The organism is Streptomyces sp. NPDC096311 (assembly GCF_044763085.1).
In the GTDB taxonomy this organism is placed as follows: Bacteria; Actinomycetota; Actinomycetes; order Streptomycetales; family Streptomycetaceae; genus Streptomyces.
On the sequence record NZ_JBIWFN010000019.1, the window covers coordinates 156,394 to 173,012 of the forward strand.

The 16,619-nt window shown below is 69.2% G+C and carries 17 protein-coding genes and 1 pseudogene; 9 read left to right on the forward strand and 9 right to left on the reverse strand.

The genetic code is table 11. The annotated features are described in order from the left end of the window. The first annotated feature begins 40 nt into the window (after window positions 1–40). Window positions 41–973 carry a phytanoyl-CoA dioxygenase family protein gene (locus tag ACIRA5_RS38945; protein WP_403699138.1) on the forward strand — a complete coding sequence of 311 codons (933 nt, stop codon included), beginning with the start codon at window positions 41–43 and terminating at the stop codon, window positions 971–973. Here ACIRA5_RS38945 and ACIRA5_RS38950 read toward each other — a convergent pair. Genes ACIRA5_RS38950 through ACIRA5_RS38980 form a run of 7 tightly spaced genes read right to left on the reverse strand, consistent with a single transcriptional unit; the run spans window position 960 to window position 8,254 of the window. After that, on the reverse strand, window positions 960–2,078 hold the full coding sequence (locus ACIRA5_RS38950) for a hypothetical protein (RefSeq protein WP_403699140.1): 1,119 nt from the start codon (window positions 2,076–2,078) through the stop codon (window positions 960–962). The two genes, ACIRA5_RS38945 and ACIRA5_RS38950, sit on opposite strands and share 14 nt — an antisense overlap. 18 nt (window positions 2,079–2,096) lie before the next feature. Further along, window positions 2,097–3,272 (reverse strand): GNAT family N-acetyltransferase, encoded by a 1,176-nt coding sequence (locus tag ACIRA5_RS38955; protein WP_403699142.1) that lies wholly within the window; start codon window positions 3,270–3,272, stop codon window positions 2,097–2,099. A 57-nt stretch (window positions 3,273–3,329) separates the two neighbouring features. Continuing rightward, entirely contained in the window at window positions 3,330–3,866 is a 537-nt protein-coding gene (locus tag ACIRA5_RS38960; RefSeq protein WP_403699144.1) for an adenylate kinase, read from the reverse strand. Then, window positions 3,854–4,669: an HAD family hydrolase gene (locus ACIRA5_RS38965; protein WP_403699146.1), complete on the reverse strand. Its 816-nt coding sequence runs from the start codon at window positions 4,667–4,669 to the stop codon at window positions 3,854–3,856. Before ACIRA5_RS38965 ends, ACIRA5_RS38960 begins: the two co-directional genes overlap by 13 nt. A gap of 5 nt (window positions 4,670–4,674) precedes the next feature. Beyond that, window positions 4,675–5,358: a hypothetical protein gene (locus tag ACIRA5_RS38970; RefSeq protein WP_403699147.1), complete on the reverse strand. Its 684-nt coding sequence runs from the start codon at window positions 5,356–5,358 to the stop codon at window positions 4,675–4,677. Between the two features lie 33 nt (window positions 5,359–5,391). After that, a complete protein-coding gene (locus ACIRA5_RS38975) occupies window positions 5,392–7,242 on the reverse strand; it encodes a B12-binding domain-containing radical SAM protein (protein WP_403699149.1) in 1,851 nt (616 codons plus the stop codon). A gap of 19 nt (window positions 7,243–7,261) precedes the next feature. After that, on the reverse strand, window positions 7,262–8,254 hold the full coding sequence (locus tag ACIRA5_RS38980; RefSeq protein ID WP_403699151.1) for a thymidylate synthase: 993 nt from the start codon (window positions 8,252–8,254) through the stop codon (window positions 7,262–7,264). Window positions 8,255–8,503: 249 nt separating this feature from the next. Between ACIRA5_RS38980 and ACIRA5_RS38985 the strand changes: the two genes are divergently transcribed. From ACIRA5_RS38985 to ACIRA5_RS39005, 5 genes and pseudogenes are all read left to right on the forward strand, one after another. Next, window positions 8,504–9,328, forward strand: coding sequence for a hypothetical protein (locus ACIRA5_RS38985; RefSeq protein WP_403699153.1), 825 nt, complete (start codon window positions 8,504–8,506; stop codon window positions 9,326–9,328). A 5-nt stretch (window positions 9,329–9,333) separates the two neighbouring features. Continuing rightward, window positions 9,334–10,110, forward strand: a complete 777-nt coding sequence (locus tag ACIRA5_RS38990; RefSeq protein WP_403699155.1) for an energy-coupling factor transporter transmembrane component T family protein — start codon at window positions 9,334–9,336, stop codon at window positions 10,108–10,110. Continuing rightward, window positions 10,107–10,976 (forward strand): energy-coupling factor ABC transporter ATP-binding protein, encoded by an 870-nt coding sequence (locus tag ACIRA5_RS38995; protein WP_403699157.1) that lies wholly within the window; start codon window positions 10,107–10,109, stop codon window positions 10,974–10,976. The genes ACIRA5_RS38990 and ACIRA5_RS38995 overlap by 4 nt, the downstream gene beginning before the upstream one ends. Then, window positions 10,976–11,788: an energy-coupling factor ABC transporter ATP-binding protein gene (locus ACIRA5_RS39000; RefSeq protein WP_403699159.1), complete on the forward strand. Its 813-nt coding sequence runs from the start codon at window positions 10,976–10,978 to the stop codon at window positions 11,786–11,788. The genes ACIRA5_RS38995 and ACIRA5_RS39000 overlap by 1 nt, the downstream gene beginning before the upstream one ends. Before the next feature lie 143 nt (window positions 11,789–11,931). Beyond that, window positions 11,932–12,817 (forward strand): annotated as a pseudogene (locus ACIRA5_RS39005) (alcohol dehydrogenase catalytic domain-containing protein); the annotation flags it as partial. On the opposite strand, the gene ACIRA5_RS39010 reads toward ACIRA5_RS39005, so the two are convergent. Further along, complete coding sequence (locus ACIRA5_RS39010) at window positions 12,789–13,226, reverse strand: Lrp/AsnC family transcriptional regulator (protein ID WP_403699161.1); 438 nt, start codon at window positions 13,224–13,226, stop codon at window positions 12,789–12,791. The pseudogene ACIRA5_RS39005 and the gene ACIRA5_RS39010 overlap by 29 nt on opposite strands. 79 nt (window positions 13,227–13,305) lie before the next feature. On the opposite strand from ACIRA5_RS39010, the gene ACIRA5_RS39015 reads away from it, so the two are divergent. From ACIRA5_RS39015 to ACIRA5_RS39025, 3 genes are read left to right on the forward strand one after another with little or no spacing between them, the layout of a single operon-like run. Then, window positions 13,306–14,073, forward strand: a complete 768-nt coding sequence (locus tag ACIRA5_RS39015; protein ID WP_403699163.1) for an AzlC family ABC transporter permease — start codon at window positions 13,306–13,308, stop codon at window positions 14,071–14,073. Continuing rightward, entirely contained in the window at window positions 14,066–14,392 is a 327-nt protein-coding gene (locus ACIRA5_RS39020; protein ID WP_403699165.1) for a branched-chain amino acid transporter permease, read from the forward strand. The genes ACIRA5_RS39015 and ACIRA5_RS39020 overlap by 8 nt, the downstream gene beginning before the upstream one ends. A gap of 47 nt (window positions 14,393–14,439) precedes the next feature. Then, window positions 14,440–15,246, forward strand: coding sequence for a thioesterase family protein (locus tag ACIRA5_RS39025; protein ID WP_403699167.1), 807 nt, complete (start codon window positions 14,440–14,442; stop codon window positions 15,244–15,246). Window positions 15,247–15,285: 39 nt separating this feature from the next. On the opposite strand, the gene ACIRA5_RS39030 is transcribed toward ACIRA5_RS39025, so the two are convergent. Continuing rightward, window positions 15,286–16,554, reverse strand: coding sequence for a multicopper oxidase family protein (locus ACIRA5_RS39030; protein ID WP_403699169.1), 1,269 nt, complete (start codon window positions 16,552–16,554; stop codon window positions 15,286–15,288). Window positions 16,555–16,619 lie beyond the last annotated feature (65 nt).

Consider the following 16,619-nt stretch of genomic DNA (forward strand, 5'->3'; position numbering starts at 1 on the left):
GTCGCTGTTGCACCCCATTCACGGTAACAGGAGTCGCGGAATGTACGACCATTCAGGACTTACCGCCGAGGAAGTCGAACTGCTCCCGTCCGAGGAAGATGTCCGGCTTTATTCGGAGCGTGGCTGGTATTTGTCCGAGAAGCTGCTCACCGACGCCGAAGTGGACACCCTGACCGACGCGAGCGAGCGCTACTACGCTGGTCAGCGCGATCGTGAACTTCCGACACGGCCGGACCGGCTGGCCGACTGGACCCCCGCCGACGGAGATGTCCAACGCAACAACGACTACATCCACTACCAAGACGAAACGATGAGGAAAATCCTGAGGAAACCCATCGTCGGGGCGGTGGCCGCCCGCTTGGCGCAGACGCCTGGAATACGCGTCTTCCAGGCCACGCTGATCTACAAGCCGCCCATCGCCGAGGAGAAGTCGAACATTGTCTCCTGGCACTTCGACAAGTATTTCTGGCCCACCTGCTCGTCGGACGAAATGCTCACCGCCTTCATTCCGTTCCACGACTGCACCGAGGAGTCGGGCACGATCACCATGGTGAACGGAAGCCACCGCTGGCGGCAGCGGCACGGCGCCGCCCGGCCGGTCGGTGATCCGCGGGACGTGGGGCGCGACTATCTCCTGAACGGAGACGCGGAGCGAAACGGCGCCGTGGTCGAGAAGGTTCCGGTGCACATTCCCAAGGGACACATGACCTTCCATCACTGCCTTCTCTACCACGGCAGCGGCGCCAACCGCAGTCCGCGGCCACGCCGGGCCATCTCGTTCCATCTCCAGGACGGGACGAACGCCTACCGCGATCACACCCTGTCCGACGGCCGGCAGGAGCCCTACAAACACGACTTCCTGGTCCGCAGGACGCCCGCCGGTCAACCGGACTACTCCGACCCGGAGTTCTGCCCGGTGCTGTGGCCCGTCCGCGAGCCCGACGGCCCGGAGGCCTCCCTCACAGGGAAGTGACCCGGGTCAGGTCCCACTCCTGCTCGCTCATGCCGGCGCCCGCCTCCGCACGGACCGCGTCGGCGAGAGCCTGGTCCGCCACCGTGTCCCGTCGCAGTCCGGCGGGCGCGGTGGCCGGCAGGGGAACGACGGCCGCCCACAGGGGGTGCAGCGAGGCTCCCCGGTGAACCTTCGCCTTCAGGGCGGAGGGCCCGAGGTGGAGCGTGGTCATCGCGTTGCGTTCCATGTGGCGGAGCGGTTCGTAGTACACGGCATTGAAGTATTCGTAGGCGTTGCGCGTCTGCTCGTAGTCGAAGCCGGCCACCCGGGCGTAGAAGGTGTCCCGCCAGGCGAAGCACAGGCTGGCGCCGACCAGTTCCCCCTTCTCGTCGACGCAGCGGAACACGGTGCTCAGGTCGTCCAGGCAGTGTGCCTGGACGGTGAGGAACGTGTGGATCTCCGCCAGGTCGAGGGAGGCGTTGTACCGGTCCATGGTCTGGCCGACCAGTGGCGCGAACTCGTCGACGCACGCGGACAGCGGGGCCGTCTCCACGTGCAGCCCGGAGTCCGTGAAGCGCCGGATCTCGTACTCGCGCTTGCGGACGTTGCGGCCGAGCAGCTCACGGTAGGACTCGAAGGTGCCGCCGTCGTTGTGCACCACGGCCTCGGCGGCGCGCAGCTGCGCCCGCACCCCGAACCGGCCCGCGAGCAGCCGCAGACTGTCGGTGGTGAGGAAGTCGAAGAGCAGCGCGTCGCAGCCGAGCGCCGCGGCCCTCTCGGCGGCACCGGCGACCAGGGCGTCAAGTGCCTCCCCTGCCGCTCCGGGGTCCTTCGGCAGCAGAAACTCGTTGTGGTAGCCGGTACGGGTACCGAGTCTGAGCACGGCGTGGCCTTCGGACACGTCCGGCAGGGGCGGTGCGTTCTCTGCCGGGAAGTCGTAGTACGGCGTCCCGGCGAGGAGTTGGCCGTCGGCCTCGACCGTGAGGTAACCCGGGGTGGCGAACTCGGGCCGCTCCTGCCCCCGCAGCCAGGCATGGCTCTGGTAGAAGCAACTGCCCGGCGCGAGCGCGTCCCAGGCCTCCCGGTCGATGTCGTCGATCGTCTCGAAGTGCCTCACATCAGGCATGTGTCTTCCTCCCCTTGCTCACAGCAGCCAGTCGTCGGTGTTCAACCCACCCACCACGTACTGGCCGTACTCGGCGCCGAACGCCTCCGCCTCGGCCCGGTTGCGTTCACGGACCTTCGTCCGGTCCGCCGCCAACGGCCGGTCCACTCCCACGAACACGCTGTACAGGGGATGCGGCTGGGCGCCGCGCGCCAGCTTTGCCTGGAAGGTGCCAAGACCGAGGTGGATCGCCCGCACGGTGCGACCGGCGCCCGACTCGATGGGGTGGTAGAAGACCAGGTTGAAATAGTCGGCCACGTTGGGCACCGAGTAGTCGAAACCAGCCACGCGCGCGTACAGCGTGTCGCCGTGCCGGTATCGCAGCGCGAATCCGATGGGCTGCCCGGCGTCCTCGTCCAGGAGGAGCGTGCTGCGGTCGCCGAGGTGGCGGCCCTGGCGGTCGTACACCGCTGCCGCGCGCTCCTCGCCGTATGCGTGTCCGTGCTTGCGCATCAGCGCGCTGTTGAGCGGGGCGATCTCCTTGACGACCTCGGGGAGGGAGACCTCGCGGATGGTCCGCCCGCTGCGGCCGAAGTCCCTTCTCTCCCGCCGGGCCCGGGGCCGTCGGCCGGAGGGCAGCCAGGCGAAGTAGTCGTCCAGGGTCTGCCACAGGCCGACGGGAAGGACCGTCTCCACGTCGTGGTAGAGGACCACCGCCCCGTCCTCGGCATGGGCCTCGGCGACCTCCAGCGCCTCCGCCCGGGGCAGGTAGTAGTACCCGAGGACGTCCGCTTCGGTGGTTCGGGCGAAGTCGAGGGTCCGCTCGGTGAGCGCCCGCACCGCCTGCGCGCGCTCCTGTGCCGTCACTCCCTCGCGGCCCGGCAGTTGGCCGCGGAACTCCGACCATCCCGCACCGAACACCATGGGCCGGGCGGCGAGTTGGGCATGCCGCTCGTCGTCGATCAGACCGGCGAGCAGATCGGCGGGGGTGTAGAGCAGGTGCGGCGGACGGGTGAACGCGTACGCCTCGGCTGCCGCGACCGGCGTTCCCTGCGCGTCGCGCGCCAGCAGATAGCGGGCGGCGGCGCCGGGCGGCAACTCCTCCGCGCGTACGCCGGCGAAGCCGCTGCTGGAGTAGATCGTTCCGCCGATCTCCAGAGCATCCCATTCCGCCGCCGGCAGCTGGTCAACGGAGTCGTACGAGGAGACGTGCATGGGGGAAACTCCAGAAAAGGTGGATCGGATGAGTGTAGGGGGAAACGGTGCCGGGGTTCATTCCAGCAGAGATCGCACATCGCTGTCGCGCGTGTGCAGGAGCAGGATGCCGGTGTCGCCGAGCTCGTCGAACAGCCTCTGGTTGGCGAGCCGTTGGGAGTTACGGACCTGCACGGCGTACCAGAGGATGGACCGGGGACCGACGACGGTCCAGAACGTTTCCCGGACACCGCCCCAGAGTTCCTCACGGCGAATCCAGCGCCGTACGGTACGGCGCAGCAGGCGCGGCCAGGTGACACGCAGCGGCGGATCCGTCCACACCACGCAGTCGGCGCGGTGGGCGAACGCCTCGACGCTCGCGGCGAACTGACCGTCGACGACCCAGGTGTCGGCCGTCAGTTCCCGTTCGACACCGGCGAGGAAGACCTCCGTGGGCACCGGTGTCCAGGCCGGTCCCCAGAAGAGGGCGTCGAGTGTGACGGGCGGGATGCCACGCCGTTCGGCGAGGGCGCGGGCGAGGGTCGACTTGCCGCAGCCGGGACCTCCCACGATCCACACCCGGCGGGCCTCCGCAAGGGTCTTCACACGTGGCACAGACACATTCCCTCCAACCAGGCGGCCACGCCGTCGTCGTCATTGCGCGCGGTGAGGGCGTCGGCGGCCTCGCGCACGTCCGCGCTCGCGTTCGCGACGGCCACGCCGAGGCCCGCGGCGGCGAGCAGCCCCGCGTCGTTGGGCGCGTCACCGAAGGCGACGACCCGCTCCCAGCCGATGCCGAGGCCGGCGAGGACCGAGGCGACCGCGGACACCTTGTCCGCCTCCGGGGCCGACACCTCCAGCAGGCCCGGCCCCGAGGAGGTCCACCGCACCGCCCCCCGCACCCCGAGTGCCGCAGGCGGGGCGGCGGAATCGATGTGCACCATCAGGCACAGCACCGGCGAGCCGTCCGGGACGTCACCGACGCGCAGGGCCGTCCCGGCACCGCTCGCCAGGATGTCGGGCCAGCCGGGGCCGAGCAGTCGGTCGTGCTCCCGGTCCACGGCCCAGGGGCGCTCCCCCAGCGTCGCGATCTCGGCGCGGACGGTGGCGGGTGTCATCGCCCGGATCCGTCGTACGCCCCCGCCGTCCAGGTCGCTGACGACGGCGCCGTTCGACGACACCAGGAAGGCGCCCAGACCGGACGCGGCGGACAGCAGCCCGCGGGCGGACCAGGCCGGGCGGGCCGTCGCGAAGACGACGCGGGTCCCGTGTGCGGCGACCGCGCGCAGCGCCGCCACCGCGCGCTCGCTCACACGGCCGTCGGACAGCAGCAGTGTGCCGTCGAGATCGGTGACCACGACAGCCGGGCGGCTGTCCCCCCGGATGCGGGGACAGCCGCTGAGATGTGTTCCGGTCACGAAGGTCACTTCTCCCGAGCGGGCTCACGGGGCGGCGGCATGCGGTGGGCGATGGCGGCCGCGTACCGGTGGTAGTGCCACTGTTCGTAGCCCAGGTGGCTCTCGCCGCGGATGCCCAGGTCGGCGTTCTCGAACAGCTCCCAGCCGGGCCGGGTGACGATCCGCTCCATCTCCGTGGCGGTCGGGTAGTAGCCGCAACTCCGCTCGTCGTCGTTGAGCCCGATCAGGTACTCGCCGAAGAAGAGTCCGCTCGGAGCGACCATGTCCATCGCGTGGTGGACGAGGGCTTCCATCGTGTGGGCCCGGTTGGGCGGCATCGACCACAGGCCGCTGCCCAGCACCAGTTGGAAGTCGCCCTCGGCAGGCAGGGTCATGTAGTCCTGCTCCACCACGGTGCACCGGTCCTCCAGGCCCTCGGCGGCAAGCCGTTGGCGCAGGCCCACGACGTCGTGGTGGCCGTCGACGAGGTCCAGTTCACCGCCGTTGAGGAAGAGGTCGTCGCTCTCCACGCCGACGACCTGCCAGCCCGCACGCAGCAGCGGCAGGGCGAACTTGCCGTCGGAGACGCCCAGGACGCAGGCGCGCGGCTGGACGCGCCGGGCGTATTCGCCGAGCGGGATGTAGCGGGCCAGGGCGGGGAAGTAGGAGTAGTAGTCGCCCCAGTAACTCTTGCGATCGACGTCAAGCACGCGCCCTCCCAAGGCTGTTGTCGGTGCTGGTGGTCATCTGGCCGCCTCGGTCAGTGGCTCGGCCGCGCTGTTGCGGACGGTGCCCCAGCGCTCGGCCGCGGACTTGTGGATGTACCAGATGTCGTCCTCGGTGAGCAGTTGGGAGACGACTTCCGGATAGGCCTCCTCGAAGTACGTGTACGGGGGCCTGTTGTCCTTGCGCGAGTGATAGTCCAGTCGGTCCTGGCCGTGTGCGGCGGTGATCGCCGTACCCGGATGGTAGGTGAGGATGTTGGGGCTGGCCATGACGAGCAGTTCGTCGTCGATCAGCCGGCCGATCTGCTCGATCGTCTCCTCGATGGTCTCCCGGCTCTCGCCGTCCAGACCGAAGAGGACCGAGCTGCCGACCCGGATGCCGTGGCCCCGGATGATCGCGAGTGCCTCGCGCACCTTGCCCACCCAGGCCTCGGGGTTGCGGCGCAGCAGGTTCTTGCCCACGTGGGCCATCACGCTCTCGGCCATGCTCTCGATGCCGATGTAGATGTAGGTGCAGCCACTGCGGCGCATCAGTTCGAGCGCGGCGTGCACCTCGTCGGCCTTGGCACGGTTGAGCACCACGTCGACGGTGAGCTGTCCGCCCCACTCCAGGCGGGTGCCCCCGGGCAGGTCCGTGCCCTGGCGCAGCAGGTCCTGGCAGAACTCGGTGATCGCCTTCCAGTTCCCGCCCCAGAACACCGGGTCGTCGAAGAACACGGCTTCCGCGCCCCAGTCCATGAGCCGGCGGACGCGCTGTGCCACGTGCTCGGTCTCGCTCACCGCGAAGCGGGTGGGCCGCTGGGAGACCTGGATGCTCTCCGAGCAGAAGGTGCATTTGAACGGGCAGGAGTCCAGCGTCATCATGTGCGCCGTACGGCTGCCGAGGGGGTGGCTGCCCGCCTCGGTGAAGACGCCGAAGCGCGCGCGGATGGAGAACGCCTCGTACGGCGACGGGAGTTCGGCCGAGCCGAGTCGCTCGCCCCGCACCGGCACCACGACCGCCTCACCGGGGCATAAGCCCACGATCGTGCCCGAACCGCGGAGCGTCTGCTCCGCGTCGGCGACCAGCGCAAGGGCGTCGAGCACCGCCGCGTTGTCGGTCGGACCGAAGCCGGGCGTGACCGTCAGCGAGAGGGCGCGCAGCAGCAGGTCGAGCAGGGGTGCGCCGTCACCGGCGACCACGAAGTCGACGACCTGAGCCGCGCGGCCGTCGCGGACGACCTCCACGGTGCTGCTCCAGGAGAAGTCCGCCGTGCCGTCGGCGTCGCGGTACTTCATCGTTTCGTCGGCGTGCCGGCCGCCGAGGACGACGACGCAGTGGGGCGCGTGGACCTTGGCCAGCTCGGCCATCTCCAGGGCGTACCGGTGCGCCGCCGACACCGCGCTGAGCAGGAGGACCTTGGGCTGGAGCGCGCGGAGCTCGGCGATGAACCGCTCCTGGGCCACCTCGTCCCAGATGCGGGGGTCGAAGACGTGGCCGTCGGTGGTCCGGCTGTCGGCGATCAGCGTGGTCCGCGGCCCGTTCGCCGTGCGACGGTAGTCGTCGTCCGGGCGGTGCCCCCAGTCGGGGCAGACGTCGTCGAGGGACGGCTCCTCGGGCAGCCCCGCACTCAGGCGGGCGACCGAGCGTTGGATGGTGAGGGTCAGTGCCGAGTACAGGCACATCGGATCGCCTGGATAGGCGACCTCCCCGCCCCTGCTGGTCGCCACCGGGACCAGTGCCGCCATGACCGGATAGGTGAACCGGGCCTCGCCCGGGTGCGCCGTGAACAACCGGCGCCGCCGGACGACGAGTTCCGTCACTTTCCCGTCTGATGCCGCCGCGTCCGGACGGTGGGGCTTCAGCGGGGTACGAATCGTTGTCCTCACGTGTGATTCCCCGGCGCGATCAGATCGCGGCGATGAGGTTCGCGACGCCGCCGTTCGACGCCGGGCTGGTCACGAGCGAGGTGGTGTCGCCCAGCTTGCGGTAGGCGTGGGTGGCCAGGCAGGCCCGGGCCACGTCGGCGAACTCGGTGTTCGCCTTGTGCGTGGCGATCTCGTCCACGAGGGAGACATCTCCCGACTGTGCCGCGAGCCGAAGCCGCCGCTCGAAGTCGATGAGTTCGCGCGCGGCCTCCCGGCCGCCGTCCGGGGTGCCCGGGAACGCGGGCAGCGCCACGGCCTCCACCGGCGCTTCGGTGACCTTCCGGGCCAGCTCCACCTCGTTCTCGTAGAAGTGGAAGGTGCCCGACTGGTGTATGTACGGGCCGCTCGGGACGTTCAGCAGCGAAGCCGCGTACTGCTGCATCCCCATGAAGAGGAAGGCGTCGTACGGCAGGACCGTCAGCGCCTGCTGGGCTCGCATGACGGTGATCCAGGTGAGCGCGCCGTCCCGGAGGAAGAGGTGGACGCCCACGGCGCACGGGTACTCCCGCGACTGGCGGAAATTGTCCTCGGGCTGCAACACCAGGGCGAAGGCACGCCGGTGGGCGGGGTCGCGCTCGATTCGGCCGACCACTTCCTCCAACTGGTTCCCCCTGGAGGTCAGCAGCCGATGGCCGAAAGCACCACTCAGCGTGTGCTGGTCGTCCGAGTACTCATGGGCGCCGCGGCGGTAGTACGCCGGGGTGTCGACGTCGTTGCGGCCGTCCAGGGACCAGGCGAGCAGACCGAAGCAGTAGGAGAGATTGACCGGAAGGTGCGGGGTGACCGCGAGACAGGAAGTCGGGTCGGCGATACGGGTCTGATAGGCCAGGAGTTCGCGGTACGGGCGGTCGTTCTGGCCGAAACCCGAGGCTTTGGAGAGCGGATCGCGCACCGAGTCCACGTCATTGCCGTCCGCAAGTACGTCGCGCAGCCCGGCCGTGTAGGAATCCGCAAACGACTGGTAGTTGGCCATGACATCTTCCCCGTTTCTGGTGATAGACGAAAAACTCGCCACCTGCCTTCAAACCGGACAAAGCGACATCCGTGGCGAGCTGGGTTTCAATCGAGTAGAACGTTGGAGATCTTCGTTTGTCAATGACGTTTTCAATTCCCTGACGAAGGGAAATACATCCCAGTCGGGCGGCGGCGAGTCGGTGTTGACACCGACGACTCGATCTCTGCATGATGACCGGCGGCCAATGGGGCCTGCCCACACACGGGGGTGGCAGATCAAGTGACAGGCCGGATTTCGTTAAACCCTTGGCGCCTCTCTCCACGCTGGCGCATCGGGATCGGCGCGGTAATCGTCGCCATCACTTACGGGGAGTTGATTTCAGCCAAACCCGATTCCGTGCACGGCGGCGTGGGCGGTCCGGCCGCCCTCCTCGCCCTGTGCGGTTACACCCTCGGGGCGATGCTGATCGTCTCCGGCGCGGTGGCAGGGCTGCCGACGACGACCGTGGCCCTGCTGCCGGTGGCGATCACCATCAACATCGTGATGGGAAAGATCGTCTACTTCAGCGGCCTGCCGCTCCAGCTCGACTCGATCGGCACCGTGCTCGTCGGCGTCCTGGCCGGACCGGCAGCGGGCGCCGCCACCGGGGCTCTGGCCAGCATCGTCGTCGGGATGACCATCACTCCCGGGGCTCTGCCCTACGCGGTGACCGCCGCCCTGATCGGCTTCATCGCGGGAACCCTGGCGCGGGCCGGCTGGTTCCGGCGCCTGCCGACCGCCCTGCTCGCGGGGGGCGTGATCGGCGTGGCCGCCGGCATCGTCTCCGCCCCCATCACCGCCTTCGTCTTCGGCAACGCCGGCGGCACGGTGGGGCAGTCTGCCGTCATCGCGACGTTCCAGGCCTACGGAAACAGCATGCTGAAGGCCGCCAGCCTGCAAGGGCTGGTCGCGGACCCCCTGGACAAAGCGCTGACCGTCGCACTGGCCCTGACCCTGTTGGCAGGCCTGCCCTCCGGCTATGTGCACCGTTTCCCCTTTGTGCAGCAGCATCGGGTACTGGCGGTTCACCGCCTGATGCCGAGAAGGACGTGACCCGCATGGACATATCCCCGCACGCAACCGACGACTCCCCCGTGCACCGGCTGAATCCGCTCACCAAGCTGACCTTCGCGGTCACCGTCACCGTATCCGCATTCGCCCTCACCATGACCTGGTGGCCGCTGCTGCTCTTCTGCGCCACGGTACTTCCCATGGTGATAATTTCAGGAACCCTTCGTAAATTCGTGCCCATGCTTCTTGCCCTGTGGGTGCCCGTCGCGCTCACGGTTTACCTGATTCAGGGCTTTTTTTATCCGGACACTCACCGAGTGGTGGCTGAAATCGGCCCCCTGGAATTGAAATATGAGGGCCTGGTTTTTGCCACGCAGACCGCACTGCGTCTCCTGGCGCTCATGGGGGGATTCTTCCTGCTTCTCCTCACCACGCAACCCGGCGCGCTGATGAGCGCGATGACACAGCGCGGCATGTCGCCGAAGACTGTCTATGTCGTCTCGGCCGCCCTGCAGATCGCGCCCGCCCTCACCACCCGGGCCCAGGGCATCATGCACGCCCAGCAGGCGCGCGGCCTGCCGGTCACGGGGCTGGGCGGCCGGGTCCGGGCCCTGGTTCCGATGGCCGGGCCGCTGATCCTCGGTGCCCTCACAGAAGTGGGGGACCGTGCGGTGGCCATGGAGACCCGGGGTTTCGGCACCACCCGCCGCCCCACGTATCTGACCGCGGTGCCGGACACCGCGGCACAGCGGGTCGCCCGGACCGTCATGGGACTGTGCGCCCTCACCGCCGTCGTCACCAACGTACTCGGAGTGCTCCGGTGATCGAATTCAGGGACTTCTCCCTCACCTATCCGACCGGCTCCCGACCTGCCCTGGAGAACATCGATCTCGTGGTGCCGCGTGGCCAGTTCTGTGCCGTGGCCGGTGCCGACGGCGCGGGCAAGACCACCCTCGCGGGAGTCATCAGCGGCGTCGTCCCGCAGATGACCGGCGGCGAGACCACGGGATCGGCACGGGTGGGTGGACGGCTGTTGGCGCAGACGCAGCCGTCCGAACTCGTCGGAGAAGTCGGCCTGGTCATGCAGAATCCGTTCAACCAGCTGTCGGGAGCACGGTTCTCGCTGCGCGAGGAGCTCGCCTTCGGTCTGGAGAACCTCGGCGTCGAGCGGGCCGAGATGATCCGACGCGTCGATCGCGTCATGGCCGACCTGAGGCTCACCGCCCTGGCCGATCTCTCCCCGTACGAGATCTCCGGTGGGCAGCAGCAGCTTCTGGCCATCGGATCGGCGTTGGTGATGAGGCCGGCCGTCATGGTGCTCGACGAACCGACCTCACAGCTCGACGCGGCGGCGACCGGCGTGGTGTTCGAGGCGCTGGAGACCCTGCGGGCGCAGGGCGTCACCGTCATCCTGTTCGAGCACCGGCTGGAGCGGCTGGCCCGGTGCGCGGACCGCGTCCTGATCCTGGACGAGGGGCGCACCGCCGCGGACGGGCCGCCGACCGATGTCCTCACCGACCCCCGGCTCGCGGAGTGGGGAGTGGCCCCGCTGCGCTACACCACGGCCGCGCGCCGCGCCGCCGGGCGCGGCCTGTGGGAGTCGGACCGTGCGCTGCCGGTGACCCTGGAGGCGGCCACGGAAGGATTCACCGCCTCGCTCAAGAGCACGAGAACCGCCGGAGGCATGTGATGGTGCTGCGCGTCGACTCCCTCTCCCATCGCTATCCGAACGGAACGACCGCACTCGCGGACGTCTCGCTGACCGTCAGGGCCGGCGAACGTGTGGCGATCGTGGGCCCCAACGGGGCGGGCAAGAGCACGCTGGCCCGGCACCTGATCGGCATCGCCCGCCCCACGTCGGGGACGGTCACGGTGGACGGTCGCGATGCCGCCGGGCTCGAGATCGCCGAGCTGGCCCGCAGCGTGGGCTTCGTGTTCCAGAACCCGGACGACCAGCTGCACGCCGCCACGGTGGCCAGGGAAGTCGGCTTCGGCCCTCGCAACCTCGGCTTCCCCGCCGACCGTCGGACCGCCCTCACGCAGTGGGCGCTACAGGTCACCGGTCTGACCGGGGAGGCGAACAGCCATCCCCGTCATCTGTCGTTCGGCGAGCGCAAACGGGTCGCCTTCGCCTCGGTCCTCGCGATGGACACCCCGATCATCGTCCTGGACGAGCCCACCACCGGCCAGGACCACCGCTCCGTCGTCCTGCTCGAAGAACTCATCGCGGACCTGCACGAGCGGGGAAGGACGATCCTGGCCATCACCCATGACACGGACTTCTGCGCGGAGAACTTCGACCGGGTCGTCGTCCTGTCCGAAGGCCGCGTGCGGTGGGACGGTCCTGTGGAGCGCTGGCTGGAGGGAGACAGGAGTCCGTCCATGTCCGCCTTCGAACAGCCCCAGATGGCCCGGCTCGGCCGACGACTCGGCTGGCCGACCCCCGTGGCCACGGTCGACGGCTTCCTGGACCAGCTGACCGACCACGCCGCGGCTCGGTGAAGTCGCGGGCGCCGCCGGAGCGAAGTTGCGACCACCACCAGAACAGACCGCCGTAGGCCTACCCCCAACCCGGCTTCACCCGCTTGTCACCGTCCTGGCGTTCCTCTCCCGTCTGGCTCGGCCAGGTCCTCGGCGGGCACGCCCCCGAGCCCGGCCCCGGTGAGGTCCGGGTCCGTGTCACCGTGTCGGGGGTGAATCCCGGGGACACGAAGAGGCGGCGCGGATGGCTCGGCTCGTCGATGCCGTATCCGCGGGTGATTCCGCATCCGCACAGCGATGCCGCCGGGGTGGTCGACGTTGTGGGGGACGGTGTCGACGCGCGCCGGGTCGGAGATCAGGTCTGGGTCTACGGCGCCCAGTCGTACCGGCCCTTCGGCACCGCCGCCCCGTACACCGCCGTACCTGGGGACCTGGCTGTTCCCCTGCCCGACCGCCTCGGCGACGGACTCGGCGCGAGCCTGGGCATTCCCGGGATCACCGCGCACCGGACCGTGTTCAGCGACGGACCGGTGGACGGGAGGACCCTGCTGGTGCACGGAGTGCTCGGCGGGTTCGGCTCCCTGGCCGCTCAGCTCGCCCGCTGGGGCGGAGCCACCGTGCTCGCCACCGTCCGCCGCGGCGACGACCTGGACCGCGTCGACCCGGCCATCGTGTCCCACGCCGTCGCCCTCGACTCCGCGGACCCGGCGGCGGCAATCCGCACGTACACGCCCCAGGGCGTGGACCGCATCATCGAAGTGGCACTCTCCGACAACGCCGACCTGGACACCGCCGTCGCCGCGACGGACGCGGTCATCGCCGCCTACGCCACCCAACGCCGACCGGACCGAAATCCTCTTCTGGCCGCTGCTGTTCGACAACGTCACCCGGCGGCTGCTCGGCAGCGACGACTTCCCCGCCGAGGCCCGACGCCAGGCAGCCCGCGACCTCACCGCCGCGGCGGGCCACCGTCACGGGGCGGCCGGTGGGGCGGCTGACGGGACGGCCGGTCACCGAGCCGTCAGGCCGTCTTCACCGCCTTCATGGTGAAGTGTGAGGTGACGTTCTTGATCCGCGGGATGGTCATCACCCGCCCGCTGAGGAAGGTCTCGTAGGCGGCCAGGTCCGCGACCGCCACGCGCACGAAATAGTCCGGGCTGCCGAACAGCCTCCTCAGCTCGATCACCTCCTCGGCCTGCGCCATGATCTGCTCGAAGCGTTCGACCGTCTCCGCGTCCTGGGCTTCGAGGCTGAGGTCGATGAGCACCTCGAAGGAGCGGCCCACGGCGAGGGGGTCGATGACGGCCCGGTAACCGCGGATGACACCGTCGGCCTCCAGCCGCTGCACGCGCCGCAGGCAGGGCCCTGTCGTGAGCCCGACCCGCTGCGCCAGCTCGACGTTGGTCAGCCGCCCGTCCCGCTCCAGCTCGGCAATGATTGCCAGATCGATCGCATCCACGTCAGAAGATTGCACCCCAGACCGTCGAGCGCGCAATCTTCGCAACCACATGGGGCGCGTTTTCCGGGACGATAGACACATGCACCACGACGTTCCGTCCCTCGCGGCCATACCGGAAGCCGCCCCGCTCGCGGCCCGGGCTCCCGCCGAGCGGCGCCGGCAGATCACCCTGGGAGTCCGCGACTCCTTCTCCGCAGGCCTCGGGATCTTCCCCCTGGGTATCGCTCTCGGCCTGCTGATCATGCAGGCCGGCCTGCCCTGGTGGCTCGCCCCCGCCCTGTCCCTGGCCGCGTTCGCCGGCTCCCTGGAGCTGCTGCTGGTCGGCATGATGGCCACCGTCACCCCACTGGCCGCGGTCGCGCTGACCGTCCTCGTGGTCAACTTCCGGCACGTCTTCTACGCCTTCTCCTTCCCGCTCCACCTGGTCAAGCACCCCGTCGCGAAGACCTACGCCGTCTACGCCATGATCGACGAGGCATACGCCGTCAACGCCTCCCTGCCCGAGGCGGAACGCTCGGCGCCCCGGCTGCTGGCGATGCAGATCGCCTGCGAGACCTACTGGGTCGGCGGCGGTCTGGTGGGGGTCGCTCTCGGCGCCGCGCTGCCCGCGCCGATCAAGGGCCTGGAGTTCGCCCTGTGCGCCCTGTTCACCGTGCTCACCCTGGACGCGTTCCGTTCCCGCAGCGAACTCCCCTCCGTCCTGCTCGCCGGTGCGAGCGCCGCGCTCGCGCTCGTACTGACCCCGGGCCTCGCCATGTTCACCGCGCTGCTGATCTTCGTCGGCCTGCTCCTGGTGCGCCACACGCTCACCACTCGCCGACCCGCCCGGGAGACCACCGATGCCTAGCACCTCGTATCTCATCGCCGTCCTGGCGATCGTCTTCGCTCTCACCTTCGCCCTGCGCGCCCTGCCGTTCGCGGTACTGCGCACCCTGCGTGGCTCGGCGTTGGTGCGGCAGCTGTCCGTGTGGATGCCGGTCGGCATCCTCGCGATCCTCGCCGTGACGGCCCTGCACGGCACGATCACACGCGACCCGCACGGAACGGGGTACGCGCTGCTCGCGGTCGCCGTCACCATCGGCGTCCACCTGGCCTTCGGCCGCCGCACGATCCTGAGCGTGGGCATCGGCACCGCCGTCTACGTCGTCCTGCTCAATACTCTGTGATCAGCCCTGTGATCAGCCCCGCCGAGCCGCCCGAGGAGAAACGTCCGTTGAACACCGGCACCCCGGTCCCCGCCAGCTACTACGAGCGCATCGACGAGCACCGCTACAAGCCGACCGCCCACGCGGGCGGAGCCTGGGACCCCGACGAACAGCACTTCAGCCCGCTCGGCGGCCTCGTCGTCCACGCCGTCGACCGTCATCTGGCCGGGCGGCCGCACACCGGCCTGGTCCTGTCCCGGATCAGCTACGACATCCTGGGCCGACTCGACCTCGACGAGTGCGAGATCCGGGTGGAGACCATCCGCCCGGGCCGCACCATCGAGTTGCTCGAAGCCGTCGTGCTCATCGCCGACCGGCCCGTGGTCCGCGCCCGTGCCTGGCTCCTCGCCACCGTCGACACCTCCGCCGTCGCCGGGGGCCCCGACGACCGGCTCACCCCTCCCCAGGCGCTCACCCCGTGGGCGATGGCCTCGCTGTGGCCCGGCGGATACATCGCCTCTCTGGACGTCCGCCCGGTCGCACCACCCCAGGCGGGCCGTACGACCGCCTGGGTCTCCACCCGCCACGCCCTCGTGGCCGACGAGCCCAGCAGCACGCTCGCGTCCTACCTCGCCCTCGTCGACACCGCCAACGGCATCGCCGTACGGCAGCCGCCCACCGCCTGGATGTACCCCAACGTCGACCTGACGGTCCACCTCCACCGCCAACCCGAGGGCCACTGGACCGGCCTGGACACCACGGTCACCTTCGGCCCCACCGGCCAAGGCCTCACCAGCACCGTCCTGCACGACCTCAACGGCCCGGTCGGACACGCACAACAGATCCTCACCGTCCGCCCCATACCGGGCCAGTGATCACGGGCGCCGCCTGCTCGTGGCTCGGAAGCGGGGCGGTTACTTGTCGATCTGAAGTACCGCCATCATCCCCGCGTCCTCATGGTTGAGGATGTGGCAGTGCAGGACCGTCTTGCCCGGATAGTCGAGGAACCGGATACGGACGACCATGTTTCCGCGTGGAGGGACGTCGACGGTGTCCCGCAAGCCGTAGTTGACCTGCGGCTCACCGTTGATGCTCATCACCTGGAAGTCGTTGGTGTGGATGTGGAACGAGTGCACCTCGTCGCTGTCGTTCTTGATCGTCCACTCCTGGACGGTGTTGAGCTTGGCCCGGAAGTCGACGCGGTTGTGGTCGAACTGCTTGTGGTTGATGTAGAAGAGCGTGCCCGCCTTGTTCTCCGTGAAGACAACCGTCTTGCGTGCCGCGACGGCCTCCTTCGCCAGGTCGTCCACCGGGGCGAAGACTGTGGGCAAGGCCGCGGGTCGCATCGGTTCACCCTCGGACCGGACCGTGGCCAGTGTCGCCTCGGGGAACTGGTTTCCGGCCTTGCCGGAGTTGTACGGCAGGGTCCGCAGTTGCGACACGCCGGCCTTCGGGCCCTGTACGAGCACGTCGTAGCGGGCACCGGCCGGGATGACCATGGAGTCGACGGAGTAGACCCTGTTCACCGGGTAGCCGTCCTGAGCGACGATGTGGAACTTGGTGCCCGGCAGCGTCACTTTGTAGAAGATGTTGGCCCCGATGTTCGCGAGGCGCCACAACTGGGTCTCGCCGGGCCTGATCCGGATCCACGGGTTGAGCTGCCCGTTGACGGTGCGTGTCGTGGGTGCGCCCATCTTGAGATGCGAGGTCTTGATCTGGTCGCCCACGAGTTGGAAGTCCTTGAGCGCGACGGCGTGTTCCGTGATCCCGCGGAGCGGCGCGGGCAGATACGTGTCGAGGCCGTCCACCACGATCAGGCCGGACATGCCGCCGGCGGTCTGGGGGGTGGAGAGCGTGTGCGGGTGCGGGTGGTACCAGTACGTACCCGGCTCAAGGCTCTTGGGGAAGGTGTACTCGTAGGTGAAGGTCTTCCCTGGCTCGACCTTGAGGAAGACGTTGTCCGCATGGCCGGCGGGCGAGACGTGCATGCCATGGACGTGCAGATTCGTCTGATGGTCGAGCTTGTTCTCGAAGGAGATCACCATCCGGTCCCCCGGCCGCAGACGCAGCGTGGGCGGCATGTACATCCCGTTGTACGTCAGGGCCCACAGATCGCGGCCTGCCAGGCGCACCTTCTTGCGTTCGACGACGATCCTGGTCCTGAGCAGTCCGTTCCTGCTCACGATCTGCACGGGGTCGCGCAGATCCTGCGTTGCCCGCGCAGTGAGGGCCGGCGACGGGGACACGG